The following is a 21,712-nucleotide window of genomic DNA, read 5'->3' on the forward strand; positions in this document are numbered from 1 at the left end:
TACAGGGTGTGTTGCGTTTGCAGCACACCCTGTTTTTTATGTAGTACTAAAACTCTGCTCCGTTAGTCCTCCGGGCAGGTCGTCTTAATTTCAGTACCGGTAGCGGAGTTCGAACTTCGCCAGATGATTTGTACGATCCTGGTTCCCCACCAGGTCCATATTATCGATGTGTTCCACCCCGTACATCATCTGGGCGTCAAAATCGCCGTACACCGGCACTGTCCAGAATACTCTCCCCGCGTTCTTCCTCTCCACTGCCTGCCCGGGTAGCAGGCCGAATGTGCCGCGTTCCGTGAAGAAATATTCAAGTGCCACGTTGTTCCTCGCATCGAACCAGTGGGCGTAGCGGAAGAAATAATCTTCAACAGCACCCCCCTGTGAGTGACCGAAGGTCATGTTGTGGTAGAGAAACCCTTCCGGAAACTTGTTCTTGTCGCTCCAATAGAGGATATTGTTACCTCTGAAATATTCGAAACGGAATTCGTTCCTGCCGTCTGCCGTCAGCATGGGGATATGGACGCCGGCAAGGTAGCTCTCCACGATGGGCCAGAACGTAGCGGCATCGCAACCGGAAAGCTCTCCGTACAGTTCGGTGTTGCGCAGCCACGGAATGCGGTAACGGGCCTCGAAACCGGCATTAGCCTTCGAATTATCCGAAGACGTTCCACCCACGAGCCCTTTCATCCAGGCAGACAGGCTGTTATCCGTACCGGGTCCCCCCTGCATCCTCCCCAGATTCAATCCGATTTCAAAGTTCTCAGTCGGCTTCATACTGAGCTTCAGGGCATAGAACCACGGCTGATGTTCCTGCCCGTCGACAAAAGTTCTGTCCAGCCGTGAAAAAATGAAAGCATACTTCATGTCTCCGAGCCACGACAGCCAGTCGACGCGAAACGGCTCGGGGCTCGACAATTTTACGAAATCGAGGTTACGGGCATTATTGGTCAGGGTTATCGCCCCCCGGTATCCCAACCCCAGCCAGTTTTCGTCCCTCCCCACTTCCAGTTCCAGGCTTTGCCCCCCCACCTTGAGGTATCCCCGGTTGAGCCTCAGAGTTGCATCGGACCGGGTAATCAGCAACGATGGCTCCAGGAGCGCCGCCATCTTGTCCAGCACATACCCCTCGGCAGCCCACCGCACCTCACCGTTGTTCCCTTTGCGGTAGACGACGCCATCGTTGTTCTCGAAAAGTGGCGTGCCTTCCGTGCCATGGAGCTGGACAGGGGAAGGGTAGGGGTATGCTGGCCGCAGACCCTGGCCGATGCCGAATACACCGTCGTTTCCGGGGTCATGGACCTGCCGCTCATAACTGCGTGGTTTGCCGTCGAGATAGACGTAGCGGAGAAGGACAGATGACGCGGGGTTGAAATCGAACAGCGGAGCTTCTTTCGCGGGTTCCTGCTTCAGGGCCACCTCGCGCTTGAGCAGTTCCCGTCCCCTCTCAATCAGGTCGACGGCGAAAACCGGTGCGTCACCATGCGCCTGAACATTCCCTTCGGCTTCCAGAAGGAGTCGCGTGGCTTCGGCCTTCGAATAGGGCTTGATTCCCCTGACATCCGAGTGAATCAGTCCCATGCCGGCCAGCTTGTCCAGATAAGCATAGAGTGGGCTGTCCAGGGAAATATTGGTAGAAGAAAGGGCGGCACAATCATCGATGCAGCAGGCAGTTGTAATTATGGCCACGGTCAATGCGATAATCAGTGGTTGGCGAAGGTAACTCATGCAATTCCTTCCTCATGGCCCTTAAGGCTGAGATATGTCTACGTTGACCAGAGTCGTGTACATCTCAAAAAAATTTCCAGCCCCACTTGTTGAAATACACAATAGCACTTCGTATGTGGACCAATGTCATTTCCATGCTTTTGTATGAAGCCCGTTCCCATAAGTGAGTTATGGCGGTCTTGGGATAGTAGACGGTCCGGTAGCCGGCCTGTTGGATCTTTCTACTTAAATCCGCATCCTCCAAATACATGAAGTATCGGTCATCGAAACCGCCAACCGCCTCAAGTGCCTCGGTACGACAGAACATGAAACTGCCGGATAGGAACTCTACCTCACAAATTTCCTCATAACCCACATCTTTCATCTCGTAGCGATCAAGTCTGCGCCGCACGAAGCGATGCATCGCCTGAGGTATGAAGCGACGGGCAACTAGGTCAAACACATTGGGATACCTTTTGTTCAAAAACTGAATCGTTCCATCTTCGTTCAATATCTTGGGACAGACGATACCTATGTCCGGATTCTGGTCCATGAAAGAAAAGAGTGATTCTATGGCTGTAGATGGGGCTATGACATCCGGATTAATTACAACGTGATATCTGCTTTCGGAACATTCTTGAATCGCCTTGTTATGCCCTCGACCATAACCTGCGTTACAACCATAAAAATGGTATTTAACCGGCAAGTCGTTTACATAATGCTTCAGCTCTTGCGTTGGTGAGTTATCCACAATGTGAAGTTCAATATCCAATGAGCACGACAATATACTCTCTACTGCTCTTCTGAGCATGTCAGGCCGGTTGTTATAAACAACAATTGAAGCTGTGCAGTCGAGCATTGTATCCCCACTCCGCAATACCATGAATCATTATCATTTTTCCGGAATGCCTTGCGATGGCAGGCAAGGGAACATGTATCAAAGTGCTGTTTTTTTGAGTCCATCCACGATCAAGGAGTCTATTCTGTCTATATAACTCAGGTCTGAAATAAGCTCTTGCTCAGGGCACTGTTTATAGCTGTCCGGAATCGATGACGGATCGTTCTTTATATACTGGCCCAACTTGTCGCAGTAACGCAGAGGGATTGGTTCAAACCCGGCGAATCTGAGCAGTTCTCCAAAGGAATATACCGACCAGCGCGTCTTGTGCTTGCCGGGATCGTTAAATGGCAATTTTGAGTCAGGGAAACCCACATCCTCGGGCAATTCATACGTTCGCAGGTCCGCATCGGGTACGCATGTCCTGATGACCCCGAACGGCTTGAGGACTCGATAACATTCCTGCATTAAGGATAACGCCTCATCGAAGAACAGGTGCTCAAAAAAATGTTCCGAATAGATGAAATCCAGGGAATTGTCATCGAAAGGCAGACGGTCTCCCTTAGTATAATAGAACTCCCTGAAGTTGGTTGCACTATAGAGATCATTGATCTTTGCATTCCAGTCAGACGTCTTGTTCCTCTTGCCGATTAGCAGTTGAAACGCTTTTGTCATTATGAAGGACAAGCTGTTTCTCTTGAAGACCTCACAAAGATAGGAAAGGGTATACCCCCTTGAAGTTACCCTCTCGTTTTCCGGATCACCAAAGTGGAGCCAGCTCTTATCAAGGAATATTTTGCGGATTTCCGGTTTTAGATTCTCAAGCCGTGAAGTGCCCAACTGTAACCGGGTGATCATTACACAATCCTTTCCTCACTTGCAAATCCCTAAAAGTTGTAACTCTGGCATAGGGATAAAAGAAGCTCTGGTATTCCGGCGATTGATAGTTCAGAACGAATCAAGCATTTGGAGCATTGGCCATCAGTTTTCCTCCCAACAGCAAATCGAACAACTGCTTCCAGTCTTGGGCAAACGGCTCTTGCACCTCCACCCTGCGATTCCCGTCGTAGACAAGCAACCGGTCCATGAACCCCTGCATGCAGGCCGCAAGCTGGAGAGAATCATCCGGATCGTAGAATTTCACCTGGTCGAAATCGCCGATCGTTTCGTGGGCATAGGGCAGATCAGGCAGCAGCATCGGCTTGTTGAATGCTTTGAACTCACTGATCGGCAGTCCCCATGTTTCCAGCTTGGAGGAAAAGATCAGCGCATCGACCTGTCGATACATTGTGATGACTTCGTCTCTCGATTTGAGCCCAACGAAAGAAATCGTCGGAATATCTTTGTAGTTGGCAACGACATGGCGTGCATATTTGTTTTCTTCTCCATTGACCGTCAAGATAACCTCAAAGTCTGTCCGACCCTGAACATACAGTAGCTTTGCAGCTTCAGCCACTGTCTCGATATTCTTGAAGACCCGGGGAAAGGCCGGATAGAAAAAAATTGTTTTGGCGTTATTTGCCGGGCAGGAAGGGGCAGATGTAATCTGCTGTGCACTCGGGTACGCTACCACCACATTTCTGATACCGTACATCTTTTGAAATGCATCCCTGATCCAATTCTGTTGAACAATAACGAAGGTGTTTTTGCGAATATTTATGCGGTAAAGATACTTATAAAACAGGCTGAAAAGGGCTACTTGATAACTAAACAAGAAGGAACGAAGTGAAAATGGATAGAACGGAGACGGGTTATGGCAATAAACCGCACGGATGTCGGCGTCTACATTAGGAGTGATGTCGTGCAATGATAGCCATAGATACGGCTTTAGGCGACGTGATACGAAAAAGAAGTGGATATATTCATAATACAGGCGATAAGCCCAGTTTTTTCTCGATTTCTTATAGTCCACATATTCAATATTGCATACATTCAGTAAGGATTTATCATGTACCAACGCGATGATTCTATAGTGATCCGACATATTTTCAGATAGATATTCGAGGCATTCTTTCAGTATGGTTAAAGGACCGCCTTCAAAAAAATTAACGGCCGACACCACGATGGTTTTTTTCATACAGATTCCCACTTGGCTGTTTCAAAGTTATAGCATTTGACCACCTTTGCAGGTGAACCGACAGCGATGGAATTTGCGGGAATACTCTTTGTGACGACCGACATCGTTCCTATGATTGATCCGCTTCCGATGGTAACACCCGGCAACACGGAAACAAACTCACCGATCCACACATTGTCTTCAATGGTCACCGATGAAAACGAAAGCTCTCGATCTTTAGGGATCGTTAGGGGGCTATCGTGGCGATCGTTGAGACCATAGAAACCATGACTGTGGTCAGAGATAAACACTTTGCTCGCAATGAGCACATTATTACCGATTTTTACGGAGTTGGTTGCGCCAATATGGACATAGTCGTTAACTTCTACATTATCTCCAATCTCAAGACACACTTTTCCATGAATCGAAAAGGCATCCAGGCGCATGCCAACGCCCGAAGTGAAGTTATTCCCTAATGCAATATACTTCTTGCCACGGATATATACGGGACGTCGTATAATTCTTATTTTGTTCTTCCAATAGAGCATTGCATCAATACGAGTAATCAGCACATCCATTGCCAATCTGACAATCCCGCTAAGTCCGTATCTCTCTAATAGAGTCATAATAATCCTGTCGTGTGAATCCAGGTTAAAACATCCAACCGGAAGGCTAATAGGTTATCGGTTCGATCGTTGCGGATATATACACCTGATTCGGAGATCCTGCCTTGACCTTTAACGCGATGCCGCCTCCCGTTCCCGTCCCGCTCGTTGCCCCGATGGTTACATCGTTTCCCGCATAGGACCCCACCCCCTTCATTCCACTCGGGACAAGGTCGATGTCCTGATGTCCCGTGCCATCGTTATACTCAAGATGCAGCCTCACGTCCGTGGCAGCCTTGACGACACGGTAATAATAGTGGACCTTATAGAGGATGAGGTGCTCTCCACGTACATTCCATGGCTTAAGATAAGCCACCTGTGTGTCCCTGGTCGTGGCTATCGGCATCTCCCTTACGCTATTGGCGGTCTGGTCATCCGCCGCGTTCACGCGGTTTTTGATAGTCGCCCCCGAAGTAAGAGACGCGATCTGGCTGTAGTTCTTGAGTACGAATTTCTTCCCTTTAACAAAACTGTCCTGCGTAGAGGTAATGTTGGTGTTCCCTGAGTCGATAATGACGTCTTCACTGAAGAAATTGCCCATGCTGTTTATAATGAGCCCCCCCCCGATTATCTTGCACGGAGCATTTGCCGAGTTCCCGAGCATGTTGATCGGGTAAGGATTGCCGGTGTCCGCCGTATTGCGCAGGAACCAATCCGTCTGTTCGGCCTGGTTATTGATCATGGTAAGCGGGCCAAAAATGTGTATTTTGACGAACGTATTATCGGGCTTGCCGCTCACGCCGCCCCCGGCATTTGTGTCGAGCGAAACAGTCCCCGACCGTTCAAGATAAACGCCTGTATCTAGGTAGTTAAAGCTATTGTTCGCTATCCTCCAGAAGTCGGTGTTCTGCGAGACGAGATGGATGTCGATGTTGCATTCGTTGAACACATTCTGGCTGACCTCTACGTGGTCGCACTCCCATCCGTTCGCATAGGTAAGCTCATGTGCATAGATACCCTTATCGAGTCGATAAAAATCATTTGCCTTGATCAGCATGTCCTTGGAATACCGCGGTGCGTCGCCAGCCATCTCAATCCCATATTGACCGGCCTTCGTTGTTGCCGCACAAAAACCGATGTTCTCGATAGTGATGTGTTTTACGTACTCACCGATGAATAGTGCTGCACCGCTCGCCCGGCGATTATACAGGATGGCGCCGATACCAGCAGACGATATCGCACGACCTGCTCCCTTAAGGGTGATGCCTGATTTCATCTTAACGGGAGCGCTCTCGATGTAATAGGTTCTGGTCAGAACTACATCGCCGGCACTGACTGCATCAATGGCGGCATTGATCGCATTTTCGTCGTTCTTTCCCGCTACCCCCCACCATTCGGGGTATACTTCTTTCAGACTGCCCGCTCCGAATAGAGTCCGTCCTCCTCCCCGGAACACCTGGTGCAGACCTGCTGAAAAGGGACCGCTGATCGTAATTGTGGCCGACGGGGCCAGCACGATCACACCACCCTGAACAACCTCTATCTGGACGTCTGCAGGCAGATTAAGCGATCCATTAATGGTGTTCGTGGGGATGGAAATCAGTATCTTTCTCCCCCGCGCGGCAGTTACCGCGGCAGTGAGATCGCCCTTATGATCGCGGACGTCAACCCAGCCAGTTTCCGCATGCAGTTCACCATACTGGCACAATATAGAAAGACAGACCATGGCAACGAGAGTAAGTCTCCGGCGGAACGCCCCATCGATCATTGCTGCTCCTCTGAAGTCGGTGTTAAACGCGAACAGGCTATTTCTCATACGGTAAGCCCTTTCCTGGCAGGAAAATAGCCGACCGCAGCTTCATAGACCTCGTCAACGCCAATAGACAGAATACAGGCCATCTTGTTATCAATGCAGATCTCCTTCATGCATCCTTCGCATGGCAATGAATATCTGAACACCGTATGGCCCGGTCCGTAGGGATACCATAATCCGGGATAATCCCGCGCTGAATAAAGACCGATGCACTTCACACCAACGGACACCGCCATATGTAATGTGCCGGTGTCATTCCCTATATACAAAGCGCATCGCTCCAAAGCAGCCAGTGCTTCGCGAACACCGAGGTTTCCGGCTGCTACATACCCGCGTCCCCATTGGGAGATCAATTCCTGCCCTATGGCGGCATCTTCGGGCCCGCCAAAAACAACCGGCCAGACATCATGGGTATCAATCAATCGCTGCACGAGCTCCTTGAATCGTTCTTTCGGCCAGACCTTCGCCGGCATTTTTGATCCTGGACCGATCGCGATCCACGTACGTCCTCCGTCTGCCGGTTCATTCTTTGCAAACCTGTCAACCGCAGCCCTCTCGCTGGCAGATATATTTAAATATCTGCCACTTTCTCCTGAAGCGGGCACTACTAACCCTGAGTCAGCAAGTCGAGCCAGCAACTGGTCGCTTACATGCGTAACCATCGGCAGTGGATGACTAAGAACGCTTTGCTGTTTCATAACAAAGCCTGACATGCCGAAAATGTTCTTTATCCCGGCACTCTTGAAAAATAATCTATCACGTTTAAGTCGAGGATTATTAGCTCCCGATGGGAATAAGTACATCAAGGCATCAAACCTTTGTCTCCTCAACAGAACAAGCAGTTCGATCATTCGAATTGAACGCAAGGCCTTGCCAAGAAATGAGCGGTCATAGAGGTAATAAATATATTCATCTACCAGGTCGCTCCCCCGCAGGATTTCTTCGCACTGCACACGCTTTTCCCCGTTTTGGATATCCGTAAGCAAGGTAATACGGGCATGCGGGTAATTATCACGAACAGCCTTAAAAGCGGGCAACGCAACTAGCGTGTCGCCGAGAGATCCGATATGGTAAATCAATATTTTTCTATAAGACATGCTTTTGCTCTAAAGATGTTAACCATTGACGTGAAGTTTATTCGCAAAACAATAGACATCCGTATACTTTTTACTGTCCGCGAGCAACTCTGTAAATCCAAGTGAATTGATTTTATCGATTAAAAGACCTTTCTGGATTTTTGGATTATCATGGATTTCCATCACTAAATACCTAACCATGGATAGATTATCACATCCTTTATGTAACAATACGTCGTATTCCGCGCCTTCTATGTCCATTTTCAAAATATCTACTACAGAAACAAATTGCGCTTCAAATAAAGTATCCAAGGTCACCGTAGGTATTTTATATTTTATTTTTTTACCGTTAACAGGCTGTTCTCCTTGGTATATTGAATCGGATGTACTTCCGGCACCAAGCAGCAAATCGATTGTGCCAACTGAATTTGTTAATGCAACATTTATACATTCACAAGTACAGTTGAAATTTGAAAATATGTTATATCTAAGACGATTGAACGTATTAGGATTCATTTCAACACAAACAATCTTTTTGAATTCATACCCTTCTATTTTAAAAAGTAGAGGGAAACCGCCTCCGTTGGCACCTATATCCAATAACGTGATATCCCCAGTCAACTTGATAACGGGTAAATACTGTCGGTACATGTCCGAGACGATGCATTCTCTTGTACCGGTAGCATCACCTCCTGCATAGTCTACGATAAACCTGGTATCGTTCATTACATACAAGTCCTCGGTGCAGCGAAACAGCAATCGATTCACTATCAGCTGCCATCTATTGGTAAAAGCCATCATAGCTCTCAAGCCTGATATTTTAGTTGCAATGCTCATTACATTAACCTTTTCCCTACCAAGACCATGTCTTGTTTGAAGTATGCTGCCAGTCAATTTATAAGCGCTTTTTCAGTGCGATCCACACAATAAAGGCAGCACCGAAAACAAGCGGCAAATCCCGGAATTTAGCCAGGAATTGACCCACACTCGCTTCCAGTCCCAATGCAAAGATGATGCACAGCGGCGCCAGCGGATGCGTGGCCAGACGATCCGCAGAAAGCAGCCAAACGCAAAACAGTGTCCATACTATACCAATGAGTCCAAACGACAGGATGCCTGCCATATAGCCATAATTCCCCACAAATTCGAAGGGAATGCTGACCCCCATATTCGTCATATAATCGTCAGGATCGACTGCCCCGAGATAGCGGCCGAAGAAGTTGCCCATGTTCATGTCCGGTTTGTCGGGGTAGATCGCACGCGGCACAAGAGACAGCATCCCCTCGGAAATGGTGTTGTCCCATGGCCCGTTAAACAACGAACTCTCCTCAGCAATACCATTAGCTAATAGAAATATTCCTCTGAACGGCGACTCGATGTTCACTTCATGATCTCTCATCTCATCCATCACTATGCCACTGTCCAGCCCTATTTTAAATAATTCGGCACGCTCTTCCGTTGTTGATATTTTTGCAATTTCTGCCACGTATCGCATGTTGTTGACGAATGGCTCGATGATAAAGAGGTAGGATAGGGCAAGAACGGCGACAAGGATGTACGGTACCTTCTGTCTCCAGACAAACATGACGATGAAAATGAGAGCGAATCCTTGAACAATCGCGCCTTTCCAACCGGAAGTAAATGCGGTGATAGTGTTGAAAATTATCAAGCCAACCGCAATCATCTTGAATTTGAGAGTATGCGGTAGAACAGGCCCTGCAAGATAACCCATGACGCCGACTGTTGCAAAAATCGCAATTGCGCCTATAGCCTCAAGGGCCGAGACAAACCAGTTCTCACTGACTGTCCCGCCAAGATAGCTGATGGTCTGATTGCCGACGATCCCAAATCGCGCAAGAACGGCAATAACGAGTGCCAGTACCCCACCGACAAGCCAGTAGGCAAGCAGGGTCTTCTGCCGGTAGAGAAGTCCGTCGGGCATGAGAAAGGATGCGTGGTTGATTCTGCCGCGGCACCAGTGCATCGTTCTATTTGCGCTGAATGCATATACTTGTATGCCAAGCGCAACGACCCAGAGCGCTTCACCACCTGAAGCTACGTACCTTGAAAGCATATCCGGATCACTTCTCTTCACTGCGAAAAAGACCGCCAGGCTCGGACCGACGGCGAACCACCAATGAAACAGCAAAACAACTGCCTGAATGGGGTTAAGAAGGGGTTTGTCTCTCAGTTGGAAGAGGGCAAGATACGTCCCGTAGGCAAGAGCGTACTGACCGGAAAGCACCAGGAAGTTTGCATCATCGGCGATTCTGCCCAGGAACAGAATCAGGAATGCCGGTGCGAAGCAAAAGGCAATAATGTACCAGCGGAAAACCCAGGGTTGGGCTAATTCATCCACGCCCCGGCTGAATTCCAGATTGTTTTTTATCAGTTGATAATCATTCATACCGGTGCCATTAGTATTCACCGTAAGTAGCGTGGCATAAAGGTATGATTACCTGCTGCGCCAAGCGGTGCAGTAATGCCATCGTAAACAGCCATGACCAGGGCGCCAATTTTTTCGAACCGGCCGAGAGCCAGCAACCCTGCAGCATGATAAGCCAGACCTGCAACAACAGCCAAAGACGCAATGCATGTCTGGAGGACATTTGTCGAATGTTTACGTATCAGGTACAGCCTGTTGCGGCTGGTTATGTATATGCTGAATGGGGAAGTTGTACCCCGTGTTTTTTGATTTTTCAGTTTGTTCACCGTAGCCGAAAGATGATGCCGGATGACAGCCTGGGGCAGGTAATGCAGCCGTAATTTTTCTTTTTGGGCACGAATGCACCAGTCGCTGTCTTCGCCGTATGCAAAAAAATGGTTGTCGAACAAGCCAATGCGCTCAATAGCAGCCCGACGGACAAACATGCAACACCCCGAGATAAAGGGTACATCTTCGATCATATCATACTGTCCAGCATCCTCTTCCCCCTCACCCCGGTGCCGGCTTTGAAACGTCCACGTGCTATACGTTGCACCGGCGTACCAGATAAGTCTGTCAGTCTCTGCATACAGAATCTTGCCGGAGCAGGCGGACACATCGGGATGAATGTCCATATAGCTCTTCAGAGTTGACAAACAATTTTCGTCGATCGTTGTGTCGTTGTTCAATATCCAGATGTAATCGCAGCCGGATGACATGAGCCTGCTGATGCCGATGTTGTTGGCCCCGGTAAAGCCGGCATTCTCCTGGTTACGGATGAGCTCGAGGTCGGGGAACCTGTCCGCGATGAGAGCAACCGAATGATCGCGTGATGCATTGTCCACGACAACGATGCGGTCAGGTTTGACGGTCCCGGCATAAAGCGACTCAATACAGGGGATCGTAAGCTCCGCTCCGTTCCAGTTGACCAGCACGACACCGACCGTCCGAGTTGTTTTGGCTGATTGCATGTTCATGTTAAGCAACCTTGTGAAAATAATACGACGCCTGGTCTCCAGCATGTCGCGCATTCAGTAACGCTGCCTGCCTGCTATATTCCGCAATCTGTTCCACAGAAAATATCGACTTCTCCGGGTGAACGGCATGTGATCTCTCACTAGCCAATGTTATGTCGCGCACGTATTGTTCGCTTGCCCAGAATTGGCTTGCTGTGGAGTCGTAGACGATCTTGCTGGTTTCGTATCCCTGCTCCGCAGCCAGTCTGCACAGACCTTCTTCGGAAAATATTACGAAATGGCGCGGGGCGTCCAGTTGGAACCAATTCCTCCCGTATGTTAGCCAAGCATGGGAACCTGCCAATGGGACCCTGACCAATAGTTTTCCGCCCGGTTTCAGTAACCTGCTGAAATGACCGAAGGCGTCCCGTGGTGCAGCCATATGTTCCAGGCAATGATGCAGCATGATACAGTCGTAACTACCGCTGGTTTCCTCAAGCGACTGCTTTAATACCCGTGCGCCGTTGGGGAAGGTGAGCGATTTCCTGATATACGGGTCAATACCGGTTGCCAGAAAACCGGCCCCCTGGAGATTGACAACAAGAGCTCCACCGCCACTGCCGACCTCAAGAATACTGGCGCCAAAGGGTAATGACAGATTTTGCAACCATTCGATGTATGGCGGCGCTGGAAGAATCCTGGAAAGGAAATAACCGACAATGCCAGGCTGCCCCAGGTAGTAGAGGTCCCGCTTGCCCTTAAGGTATCCGTAGAGCCGGTTGTAAGTCCTTACTGTATAGGAATAATATGTTTCCGGATAATAGCGCTCCATATTATCCGGCAAGTCGACAATCGAAAGGCTCCTGCACACGCTGCACTCGATGTACTCAAACTCATCCCCCAGGCCAAAGTATTTCTCCTGAAAAACATGACGCTGATTATTCTGCGTATTGCCGCAAACCCTGCAGGCATCCATAACGCTACCTTATGGGCCGCAGCACGGCTGCGCAAATCGGCCCCTGTGCACCAAGCCATCTGTCATTTGTGACCATAACCGACCTGATCTTGCGAAGTAAAGCCAGGAAGCCTGATTGTTCCATAATTCTCTGTAAAGGAGTGACGGGCCGTAGGCATTGACTGACGGATAACTTACCATCTGCGTCGAAGATCGATTGTCTGCTGAGTAGGGGGCTACCCGGTATTTTCCGCCGGTAAAAGGTAGTATAAAACGGTTCAAAGTCGACAAATGCAATAGTACAGTTGTGCCGTTTTGCCAGACATTTCATGGCTTCCTCGCCAAACCACCAGAGATGCACGGGCGGCAGTTCTGTCTCCCAGGTCCCATCGGGATACGCAGATTTATTCGGAGTCGTAACGATTAGCTCGCCATTCGGCGTAAGAAGCGATAGGACCTCGGAAATGAATGCATGGACGTCAGGTAGGTGCTCGATCAGCTGGTTCATTATTATCGCATCATACCGCTGTGATTGAGCCTTTAGTTCTTCCAGCGTTTTGTTGGCATAGTAGGGGCCGTAGTTCTCAAGCGCCCAGGCCACTGCCTGGGGAGAGATGTCGACCCCAGTGACGCTGAAGCCATCTTGGGACAGAGCGTAGGTAAAGTACCCCATGCCGCAGCCAACCTCAAGAATAGTAAGTCTCCCCTCAGCATTCCTTCTTTCCCGGAGGTGTCGGGCCACCGCCCAGTAGGATTCTTCCTGTCGGCTCAAATAATCCAGCGCCCGTTTCTGGTTGAGCACTTCATGGGCATAGTGATAGTAGCGGTTATAACCCGGCACATGTTGGATGTTATCGTAAATATGTCCATAGATAGCATCTTCGACTGCGAGTGGAGATGCAAAAGAGGAGAAACAGCCTTCGCATTCGTAGATGGTGTATTTTGGGCCTTCCTGATAACCAGGCGCGGATTCCGTGACTACATGAACAGCATGTCCACATAGGGAACAATTCTCGCTCATCTTTGCCGTTGGCGCCATTCAAGCCTTCCGTCGATTTAGTATCATAATTACCACAAAATAGAGCAGGAAGCTTATCAGTAGCGCCAACCCGAGACCTAGCGCCCCCAGCTCGATCAACATCCAGCTCAAAATGACCAGGGCAACACCCCAGAAACCGTTTGCAAGGAGATTGGTCCACATGCGACCGTCCGCTGTCCACGATGTTATAACGGGTGCCTGTATGATCTGTGCAAACGTTGCCAACTGTACTACAACAAACACCGGCCACTGGGCCATGTAACTTTTCCCATAGAGAGCCATGATGAGCGGACTCAAAACCGTCATACCCATTAAAAAAGGCACCGCGATGATGATATTTGTTTTCAGGTAAAGCAATTTAGCGGATTCTTGCCGGTCGCTCGATGTGCGTGATGACATGATCGGGAGAAAGACCTGTGCCGCGATGCCGGGTAAAAAGAGCAGTAATTGTCGCCACTGGGTAACAATATTGTAGGTGGCCATCTCGGAGAAGCCGCCCGGTTGATTCACCAACATTGCATTGCATGCCCATGCAGCTGGCGTAACCAGGGTGTTAGCCAGCATGGTCGGCAAGCTGAACCGCCAGAGAACGGACCATTCACGCACACTGTTACGGTAATCAGGCATGATTCCCTTGTCCCTGGTTACTACGCCCAGAGCGCGTGCGCCCAGATAGCAGGAAATGACTGCGGCTATGTTGTAACCCCACAACGCTCCCGTCATGCCGTTCAGCGTGACACCGGCTGTAACGGTAAGTATGCTGACAATGCCTGAATAAATATTTACCTTGGACAGCCCCTGGAACGCTTCGAAGCCGGCCAGCGCTCCGCTTTGGGCACCACTCAATGAGCTTGCCACAAGGCTGATTGAGGCTACCTGCAAGAAGGTCGTCAAATGCGGTGCCGATAGAATATGTGTCGCTATCAACGAAGAACCGAGCAGCAGTGTTACCGTCATCAAGCTGCCAAAGGCAATTGCAAGAATGATTGCCAGGGCAAGAATTCTTCCCGTGCGGGTAGGATCGGTCCGGAATGTCTCGGCAACATGTTTTGTCGCTGTCAGACCGGCGCCAAAACCGGCAAAGACACCAAAGGTCAGGATCGTACTCTGGATAATGCTGAATTCGCCAAACGACTCTTTGCCAAGCGCTCTTGAAATGATGATCGAAATAATGAGTCCGGCAGAGCGTCCCGCGATAGTTGTCAATAAGTTCCAAAAAAGTCCAGATCTGATCCGTCTGTCTGCAAGCAGAGATTTTATGGTTGCATATACACCGGAATTTTTAATCGCGTGAGTGAAAATCATGGGTTTGCGTGTGAACCCTGTAAAATATAGGAAGGTTATAAAAAGGCGCCTTACCAATCTGCAAGAGCTATTGTGCCTCTACATACTCGGATCTATACGTAATTTTTTAATAGGTCGAGCTTTTCTCTGTTTCCGGGGTCATTAATAGTTTTATTACGATACTCCATAAAGAAAGCCGCGAGGATGGCTAAAAAGAAGCTCATGAAAGCTGTAGTGGCAATCAAGTTCAACCGGTTCGGTTTTACCTTTTTCTCCGGAGGCAGGGCCTTATCCAGAACCTGTATTATTGCCGCATCTCTTGCCTCGTCAATTTTGGCAATTTCGTACTGCTTTGCCAGGAGTTCATAAAGGGTTTCGTTGTATTTGACATCCCTTATTTTCCGTAGGGATCCGGCCCCTGCTTCAGGCATTTTACCCGTTGGCACGAGCGTGTCGGAGTTGCTTCCCTTTTTCGATTGCAGTTTTGCAAGCTGTTCTTGCAGGCCGCGAAGCTCCTCTTCTACTTGCTGCCGATCGGGATTTCGCTGCGTAGCGTGGGTCTTCAGTACTTTGAGTTCAACCTCTTTTGCCGCAATCTGAGCATGTAAACGGGCAATTGAATCGATTAAGGCTTTTGCCTGCTCTTTTATCTCAATTACGCCCGTCTGCTCCTGATAACCTTTCAAAGATTCTTCGGAACGTGTGAGCGCTGTTTTTACGTTCTTAAGCTGCTCCTCGAAGAAAAGCCTTCGTTGCGATGCTTCGGTTAGCGCGATGTTCTGCGTTACATCTTTCAACTCCTCGATAAGGGCGTTAGTCATATCCGCGGACCGTTTAGGGTCCCTATCTTCAACTCCTAGAGCGATAATGCTACTTTTCTTGTCGTCCTTGATTTTTAAGGCCTTCGAGAATTCGCGACGAGCATCTTCACGATATTTGACATTGTACACAACAAGCAAATTAAACCTGTCAACCATCCGGTCGAGGACAGTCCTGCTCTTTAGCAGGCCGATGTAGAGATCATTCGTGGTTTTCATCCCGACGAGACCTGGCGAAACGCCGAGACCTCCTAGCTGGTTCAGCAACTGTGACGCTGCTCCTCCAGAAGCCTGCTGGGGCGGCAATATCCTCGCTTCGGCCTTGTAAATCTTGGGTATCAACAGGCTTACGATCGCCGACAGCACTACTGCTGCCACGGTGGTCCACACGATAAGCCGTTTCCATTTCAGCAGGACAATGAGATAGTCCAAGATCGTGACATTCGGCTGCTGCACAGCTTCTTCTTCCGGCATCTGCTCTCCTTGTTAAAACACGACAATCAGGACGCCGGCGGTCACGGCGATCTGGTACAGGATCTGCGTTATATCTTTGAAATTGCGCATCCAGGCGACCCGTTCGATCTGCTCGGGAACAACGACAGTGTCTCCGGAGCCCAGGTGTTCACCGAAACCGAGGAAGCTCCCTCCCGCCTTGATCGCGGTCCCGTTCGCCTGCAGGATAAAGGTGTTTCCCTTGTCCGCATTCGAGGTGCAACCGCCGGCGAGATTCACATAGTAGTCGTATTCCTTGCTTTGCTCATAGACAAAGGCGCTCTGGTTGTAGACCGAGCCGATTACCTGGACGGTTTTGGGATCCGACGGGACGGTAATGATATCACCCTGTTCGAGTTCGATGTCGTACGCTGATCCCCGGAACGTTGCCATTTCCGTGATGTTCAGGGCAATCCGCCCCTTGGCTCTGACGTTCTTGAGCTGTGCAATGAACTGCCGTTTTTGTTCCAGTTCCAGTTGGACCATGCGTGCATCGTCCGGGGAGGATGCAGTAGCAACCTGGGCAGTTCCAGAACCGCTCAGTTCTCGCTCAAGGCGTTCCACCATCTCCTGTATCTGCCGTTGCTGCTGTTCTCGAACTCTTTCCCGGGTAAACATGGCACCGCGCAAATACGCGCGCCCGGTGTAACCGCCGGCTCTCTCGATGACTGATGACAATGTTTCGCCCTGTTTGAACGTATAGGTTCCGGGATACCTGACTTCCCCGTTGAGCGTCACGGTCCGGTAGAGGTTCCATTCGGGGACGGTACGCACCAGCAGGTAATCGTTCATCTGCAGAGTCACATCGTGCTGGGGGTCGCCCTGCATCGCCTTGACAAGGTCGATAACGAAGATCTCGGTCTTTGGCCCTGACTGAGTCACCGTTACCCGTGTCACCTCCGCCTGGCTGGATGTATAGTAAAGCATTCCACCTGTCAGGGAGAGGATGTCACTGACTTTTGTCACGCCGGGGACGACGCCATATTCACCGGGATGGGCGACCGCACCGGTAATGGTAACGGTCTTGGCGGTATCGGCGACCGCGAATATCTTTGCCAGGTCACCATCTTGGAGAATAAAGTTCTTTTCAGGTTTTTTTTCTATGTCGATAAGGTCGCCCTCGAACATCATCCTGGCATGGTGATCCTCGATTCGCTGCACCTGTACCCGACCTTTAAAGGCAATGCCGGTGATGCCGCCGGCCATTTCGATAAGATCAAGAAGGCGGGTTTCGCCTTTCAGTTCGTAAATCGCGGGGGTCTTGACGTTTCCCGCTATTCCCACGAGTGGCCCGACCGGCGCGATGAAGATAACGTCTTCCGGCATGAGCCGGATATCTTTGGTCTTGTCCCCCTGTAACAGGAAGTCATAGAGATCGAAGGTAACCACGGTCTTGCCGTTCCTTTTGACCTGGATGTTCCGCATAGAGCCGGTCTTGGATGGCCCGCCCCCCTCGAACAGGGCGTTGATAATGGTCGAGAACGAAGATATGGTGTACGCCCCCGGCCGCTGAGCATTGCCCACAACATAAACATGAATGGTCCTGAGAGGACCCATGCTGACGTTCATCTCGAAGCCGGTATAGTATTTCGAAAAATTTTTGTGCAGGAGCTCTTTCAACTCCCGGAAGGAAAGCCCGGTGACACCAAACACTCCGACCTTCGGCAGGCTGATGTTGCCGTCGTTGTTAACAACGACATTCCAACTCCCCTCGAACTTTCCCCACACATCGATCTTGATCGCGTCGCCAGGGCCAACGACATAATCCGGCCCTACCGGCACATTCAGAAGCGGCGCAAAGGTAGAAGGGGGCTTCTCGAAGAGTTCATAACCAAACTGCTTGATGTCAAGGGATGCAGACGCCGTAGCCTTCCCGGAGACGTACTTCTCAAATTCAGACGGTGCTTTTTTCTCCGGGGACTCTGTACCAGAAGTGTTTTCAAATCCTTTTTCATGCTGTAAAGCCGGTGGTTGCTCAATAGCGACCAAGGGGGCTGCCGATTTTTGCTGACCGCTTGATTGTGAGGCAGACGATGTCGACGGAGTTGGAAACGCAGGACCATACCCAGCTATGGCAAAAGGTATGCAGTGCAAAAACGAAGTGAGGGCGAATAGGGCGAATACTCTGACGACCAGTTTGCGTTGTCTTCTCATAGAGGCGTAGATCCAGTCCCATAGCAGTTATTTTATCCTAGTAGGATATCCGGTATCAGTATACTTAATGAATTTAAAAAAACAACCTTATCCAAGTGTGCGAATGTATTAAATCGAGTTTGTTTCGGAAGAACTGGCGCATTAGTGTGGCCTCTGCCACAAAAAGCCCCGCTCCTGTTGCGGAGCGGGGCTGTATAAATGTGTTCAATCAGGGCTACGTGGCCTTATTGCCAATTACCCGTGACCGGGGTCGACCCGGTAATTCCAAAGATGGCATTGGTATCCGCAGGGGGATTCCATGCGCCATTACCGTCCGTATCCATATACCAGATCGAATTGGATGGGTCGTAGACACCGATCTTTGTTTTCCCGCTGCCATCCCAATCGCCGGTTACCGGTTTGACGCCGGCAAAGCCGAAGGTATACAGTTTATCGATTGCCGGATTCCAGACGCCATCGCCGTCATAATCCAGGTGCCAGGTGAAGGTGGCGGGGTCGTAGTATCCGACCTTGGTTCTACCGTCGCCGTTCCAATCCCCTGTGACCGGGATGACGCCCGGAGCTCCGAAGGTATACAGATAATCTTTCATCGGATCATTGTTCCAGACACCATCACCGTTAGCGTCCAGATACCACTTGAAGGTGACGGGATCATACACGCCGATCCTGGTTATGCTGCCGAGGCCGCTCCAGTTTCCTGATACAGGTATGGAGCCGGTGACACCGAAGTAATATATCCTGTCTGCTGTTGTGCCACTCCAGGCGCTATCACCGCTCATATCCAGATACCAGGTGAAAGTAGCCGGGTTATAGGTGCCAACCTGGGTGACACCGCTGCCGTTCCAGTCTCCCGCGACCGGGATGTCGCCCGGCGTACCGAAAAAGAGGGTCTTGTCGGTGGGGGTTCCGTCCCATGCCTTGTTGCCAGAGACATCCAGATACCAGTCAGTACCTTTGAACGTGCCAATTTTAGCCGGCGCAACAACCCGGTAAGGCCGCATCATCTCGTTGTCTTCATGCTCGATGATGTGGCAATGCCAGACATACGTTCCCGCGATATTAAACTGGGCCTTGATCCGAGTGACCTGGCCGGGGAGGGCGAGCACGGTGTCTTTGTAGCCCATTTCGTTGGGCTGCGGCGTGGTCGTCATTCCCACAGTTGGATCAGGCACCAGGGTGCCGGGGATGAGGTTCTGCCGATTGACCACTTCGAAGCGTACCAGATGCACATGGACCGGATGGGCATCTGCGGTGGTATTGTAGATTTCCCAGGTTTCGGTACTGTTCAGTAGTGGCAGCTCGGTAAGCGGGTCAGACCACGTCATCGGCAAGGAGACGAGGCTGTTGGCAGACAGTGTCCCCAGCAGCGGTTGGCGGGGGCCAACCGGTATGGCGATGTTGCCTGCCGTGACAACCGCTGCCAGAGCACAGTTGCTCGCGAAATTGGGATCCCCGGCGACGGTGCTGAAGAGTGTGCCGGCGATCGCCCCGGTGAGCGGGTCGACTTCTACGCAAACTTGGGTTGAGTCCAGTTCATTGAGGGACACCTTGCGGGGTTTGGGCACCGAAGCACCGAGTGCGGTTTCGGCCGGGAGGACCAGGTTCTGCACCGCTGTAGTGGTTCCATCGCTTGGCAAAACCGGAACGACGGTGCTATCCACGATGAAGTCCATCACCTGGCCAGAGGTGAGCGGGTCGGCCGGTACGTAGAGCGCAAGATTGGCCGGGAAACCCTGGAAGGGGGAGTCGGGCGCCGTGTTGAGTAGGCGAACATGAGTACCGTTGGCCAGACCGGTAAAATCGACAATTACGTCGGCTCGTTCGGCCGGACCCAATAGCAGGCCCTGTTCCGTTGAGGGGGCAGCCACGGGCGCCGAAATGGCACCTCCGCCTCCCGGATAAGTTGCCGTGAAACCTTTGGTGATCTTGACAACCTTGGGGAGGAAGCCCTGATCGCCGCCGATCTGGTAGAAGGGGACTTCAGTGGTGGTCGTGACGTCGTCTGCCGTACCCCATTTGCCGTCCGGACCGGCAGTCACGACGAACATCGAGAGGTTGAGCGTCCGCGAGTCGCAGCCGTCCAGAAGGCGGAAACGGTATTTGGTCGGGGCCACGGTGAGTTGCGGCCAGGTCGTGCCGTTGACCACCATGGTGTTGAAGAATGCTTCGGGATTGGCGATGCCGGAGATGTCAGAGGGACCGGCCGGCGTACCGGTGCCGCCGATATACGGCCCGGTAAAGCCGTCGAAGAAGGCTCGGGTGGACGGATAGAAAAGCTTGGCCTGGGTTGCTCCCGTCGAAGTCGGCAGCGTATTCCCCAGGGCATCAGCCCAATCGAAGGAACGGTCCTGAATAGCGATCGGAATCTCGCGGATGACGTTGCGGGTTGCGGGGGTCAGGTTCGGATCCTGTCCAGCGGTTGGCGCAGGGCCGGGCAGGACGCCAGTTGCCGTGTCGTTCGCGCCTCCCCGGATCAGCCAGAAACCGGCCGGACCGGCATAAACGTTCAGACGGGTCATGCCGAGGGTATGGTCATGATACCAGATCGTCGTGGCTGGCTGGCTGTTGAGATAGCTGTAATACGCCGAGCCGGGAATGGAATTGCTGTTGTTGGCCTGGGTATAGACAGAACCGCGCTCGACGTAGTTTGCCGGGATTCCCTTGGTGCCGGGAGTTCCGGGCAGCCACCAGGCCTCGGGATAGCCGTCGCTGTGCGGCAACACATGGGCTCCGTGGACATGGGTTACCATCGGGACCGGGCCGGTGTAGGGAGCGGCATTCAAGGTATGGCAGTCGGTCATGTTGGGGGTCATCGGCATGGTACAGCCTATGCCGGTCGGGTTTGCCCAATGCACAGTCTGGTCGACACTGAACAGGTGCGGGAGGAAATTACAGGCCGCGATGGTCTTGCTGGGAGATGCCGCACAGGCGACCGGATCGGCGACCAGGTCGTTGATCCAGCGCACCGAGGTGGCAATGTTCGAGGTGTTTTCCACGGTAAAGGCAGGATAGTTGAAGGACGAGTTGGCGGCCGGCGCGACCCCTGCCGCTCCTCCCGGAATCGCCGTTGAATCTGGTTGCGGGTCCGCAGCCCGGCCGTAACTCCAGACAGTGGACGCCGGGAAGGGGCCTACTGTCGCCGGCGCCGTCCCCAATGGATTTGGGAAGCTGCTTCCCCAGATGCCCCCCGGCAGAATCTGCTGTTTGAACTGGCGGACAGCGATATCATAATTGGCGGCAGGGGCCGGTGAATCGTCGCTCGTGGGCATCACCGGCGGGATAACCAGCGGCGTCACGTACTTGGGGATGCTCGTCGGGTCGACGGTGCCACCCGGTACCGGCACGGCGTAAGCGATGGAAGCGGTGCTCAGGCCTATGACGGCAAGAACGGCAATGGCCCTGAATCTTTCGTACCATCGTGGATATTCTTCCATGTACTACCTCCTTTAAAAATGATGTCTTGATACCCAATTATCACCATTCCGGCGTAGCTTTACCGG

At 51.2% G+C, this 21,712-nt stretch carries 16 protein-coding genes; all 16 read right to left on the reverse strand.

Annotation, left to right across the window (positions count from 1 at the left end):
• Positions 1 to 90: 90 nt before the first annotated feature.
• Complete coding sequence (locus LDN04_RS12455) at positions 91 to 1,722, reverse strand: capsule assembly Wzi family protein (protein WP_223910987.1); 1,632 nt, start codon at positions 1,720 to 1,722, stop codon at positions 91 to 93.
• Positions 1,723 to 1,786: 64 nt separating this feature from the next.
• The gene (locus tag LDN04_RS12460; protein WP_223910990.1) at positions 1,787 to 2,560 is read right to left on the reverse strand and encodes a glycosyltransferase family 2 protein; all 774 of its coding nucleotides are present in this window, start codon (positions 2,558 to 2,560) and stop codon (positions 1,787 to 1,789) included.
• 78 nt (positions 2,561 to 2,638) lie between these two features.
• Positions 2,639 to 3,397: a methyltransferase domain-containing protein gene (locus LDN04_RS12465; protein ID WP_223910994.1), complete on the reverse strand. Its 759-nt coding sequence runs from the start codon at positions 3,395 to 3,397 to the stop codon at positions 2,639 to 2,641.
• A 100-nt stretch (positions 3,398 to 3,497) separates the two neighbouring features.
• Positions 3,498 to 4,616 (reverse strand): glycosyltransferase, encoded by a 1,119-nt coding sequence (locus tag LDN04_RS12470; protein ID WP_223910998.1) that lies wholly within the window; start codon positions 4,614 to 4,616, stop codon positions 3,498 to 3,500.
• Entirely contained in the window at positions 4,613 to 5,173 is a 561-nt protein-coding gene (locus LDN04_RS12475) for a hypothetical protein (RefSeq protein ID WP_223911001.1), read from the reverse strand. The genes LDN04_RS12470 and LDN04_RS12475 overlap by 4 nt, the downstream gene beginning before the upstream one ends.
• Positions 5,174 to 5,267: 94 nt before the next feature.
• A complete protein-coding gene (locus LDN04_RS12480) occupies positions 5,268 to 7,016 on the reverse strand; it encodes a hypothetical protein (protein WP_223911004.1) in 1,749 nt (582 codons plus the stop codon).
• Entirely contained in the window at positions 7,013 to 8,110 is a 1,098-nt protein-coding gene (locus LDN04_RS12485; protein WP_223911006.1) for a glycosyltransferase family 9 protein, read from the reverse strand. The genes LDN04_RS12480 and LDN04_RS12485 overlap by 4 nt, the downstream gene beginning before the upstream one ends.
• An 18-nt stretch (positions 8,111 to 8,128) precedes the next feature.
• Positions 8,129 to 8,926, reverse strand: coding sequence for an FkbM family methyltransferase (locus LDN04_RS12490; protein ID WP_223911008.1), 798 nt, complete (start codon positions 8,924 to 8,926; stop codon positions 8,129 to 8,131).
• 58 nt (positions 8,927 to 8,984) lie between these two features.
• Entirely contained in the window at positions 8,985 to 10,496 is a 1,512-nt protein-coding gene (locus tag LDN04_RS12495) for a hypothetical protein (protein ID WP_223911010.1), read from the reverse strand.
• 17 nt (positions 10,497 to 10,513) lie between these two features.
• The gene (locus tag LDN04_RS12500; RefSeq protein WP_223911012.1) at positions 10,514 to 11,545 is read right to left on the reverse strand and encodes a glycosyltransferase family 2 protein; all 1,032 of its coding nucleotides are present in this window, start codon (positions 11,543 to 11,545) and stop codon (positions 10,514 to 10,516) included.
• The gene (locus LDN04_RS12505; RefSeq protein ID WP_223911014.1) at positions 11,493 to 12,446 is read right to left on the reverse strand and encodes a class I SAM-dependent methyltransferase; all 954 of its coding nucleotides are present in this window, start codon (positions 12,444 to 12,446) and stop codon (positions 11,493 to 11,495) included. Before LDN04_RS12505 ends, LDN04_RS12500 begins: the two co-directional genes overlap by 53 nt.
• Positions 12,447 to 12,450: 4 nt before the next feature.
• Positions 12,451 to 13,464 (reverse strand): bifunctional 2-polyprenyl-6-hydroxyphenol methylase/3-demethylubiquinol 3-O-methyltransferase UbiG, encoded by a 1,014-nt coding sequence (locus LDN04_RS12510; RefSeq protein WP_223911016.1) that lies wholly within the window; start codon positions 13,462 to 13,464, stop codon positions 12,451 to 12,453.
• Entirely contained in the window at positions 13,465 to 14,769 is a 1,305-nt protein-coding gene (locus LDN04_RS12515; RefSeq protein ID WP_223911019.1) for an oligosaccharide flippase family protein, read from the reverse strand. It lies immediately after the preceding gene.
• 92 nt (positions 14,770 to 14,861) lie between these two features.
• A complete protein-coding gene (locus tag LDN04_RS12520; protein ID WP_223911022.1) occupies positions 14,862 to 16,040 on the reverse strand; it encodes a Wzz/FepE/Etk N-terminal domain-containing protein in 1,179 nt (392 codons plus the stop codon).
• Positions 16,041 to 16,052: 12 nt separating this feature from the next.
• Positions 16,053 to 17,840, reverse strand: coding sequence for an SLBB domain-containing protein (locus tag LDN04_RS12525; protein ID WP_223911024.1), 1,788 nt, complete (start codon positions 17,838 to 17,840; stop codon positions 16,053 to 16,055).
• A 596-nt stretch (positions 17,841 to 18,436) separates the two neighbouring features.
• The gene (locus LDN04_RS12530) at positions 18,437 to 21,646 is read right to left on the reverse strand and encodes a multicopper oxidase domain-containing protein (RefSeq protein ID WP_223911027.1); all 3,210 of its coding nucleotides are present in this window, start codon (positions 21,644 to 21,646) and stop codon (positions 18,437 to 18,439) included.
• Positions 21,647 to 21,712: the final 66 nt, after the last annotated feature.

This window comes from Geobacter sp. AOG1 (genome assembly GCF_019972315.1).
In the GTDB taxonomy this organism is placed as follows: Bacteria; Desulfobacterota; Desulfuromonadia; order Geobacterales; family Geobacteraceae; genus Geomobilimonas.

Excerpts from the sequence above, each read along its gene's own strand:
- LDN04_RS12500 (WP_223911012.1), bottom strand. The coding sequence starts at position 11,545 with ATGCGCGACATGCTGGAGACCAGGCGTCGTATTATTTTCACAAGGTTG.
- LDN04_RS12530 (WP_223911027.1), bottom strand. The coding sequence starts at position 21,646 with ATGGAAGAATATCCACGATGGTACGAAAGATTCAGGGCCATTGCCGTT.
- LDN04_RS12520 (WP_223911022.1), bottom strand. The coding sequence starts at position 16,040 with ATGCCGGAAGAAGAAGCTGTGCAGCAGCCGAATGTCACGATCTTGGAC.
- LDN04_RS12480 (WP_223911004.1), bottom strand. The coding sequence starts at position 7,016 with ATGAGAAATAGCCTGTTCGCGTTTAACACCGACTTCAGAGGAGCAGCA.
- LDN04_RS12495 (WP_223911010.1), bottom strand. The coding sequence starts at position 10,496 with ATGAATGATTATCAACTGATAAAAAACAATCTGGAATTCAGCCGGGGC.
- LDN04_RS12455 (WP_223910987.1), bottom strand. The coding sequence starts at position 1,722 with ATGAGTTACCTTCGCCAACCACTGATTATCGCATTGACCGTGGCCATA.
- LDN04_RS12505 (WP_223911014.1), bottom strand. The coding sequence starts at position 12,446 with ATGGATGCCTGCAGGGTTTGCGGCAATACGCAGAATAATCAGCGTCAT.
- LDN04_RS12465 (WP_223910994.1), bottom strand. The coding sequence starts at position 3,397 with ATGATCACCCGGTTACAGTTGGGCACTTCACGGCTTGAGAATCTAAAA.
- LDN04_RS12470 (WP_223910998.1), bottom strand. The coding sequence starts at position 4,616 with ATGAAAAAAACCATCGTGGTGTCGGCCGTTAATTTTTTTGAAGGCGGT.
- LDN04_RS12515 (WP_223911019.1), bottom strand. The coding sequence starts at position 14,769 with ATGATTTTCACTCACGCGATTAAAAATTCCGGTGTATATGCAACCATA.
- LDN04_RS12490 (WP_223911008.1), bottom strand. The coding sequence starts at position 8,926 with ATGAGCATTGCAACTAAAATATCAGGCTTGAGAGCTATGATGGCTTTT.
- LDN04_RS12510 (WP_223911016.1), bottom strand. The coding sequence starts at position 13,464 with ATGGCGCCAACGGCAAAGATGAGCGAGAATTGTTCCCTATGTGGACAT.
- LDN04_RS12475 (WP_223911001.1), bottom strand. The coding sequence starts at position 5,173 with ATGGATGTGCTGATTACTCGTATTGATGCAATGCTCTATTGGAAGAAC.
- LDN04_RS12460 (WP_223910990.1), bottom strand. The coding sequence starts at position 2,560 with ATGCTCGACTGCACAGCTTCAATTGTTGTTTATAACAACCGGCCTGAC.
- LDN04_RS12485 (WP_223911006.1), bottom strand. The coding sequence starts at position 8,110 with ATGTCTTATAGAAAAATATTGATTTACCATATCGGATCTCTCGGCGAC.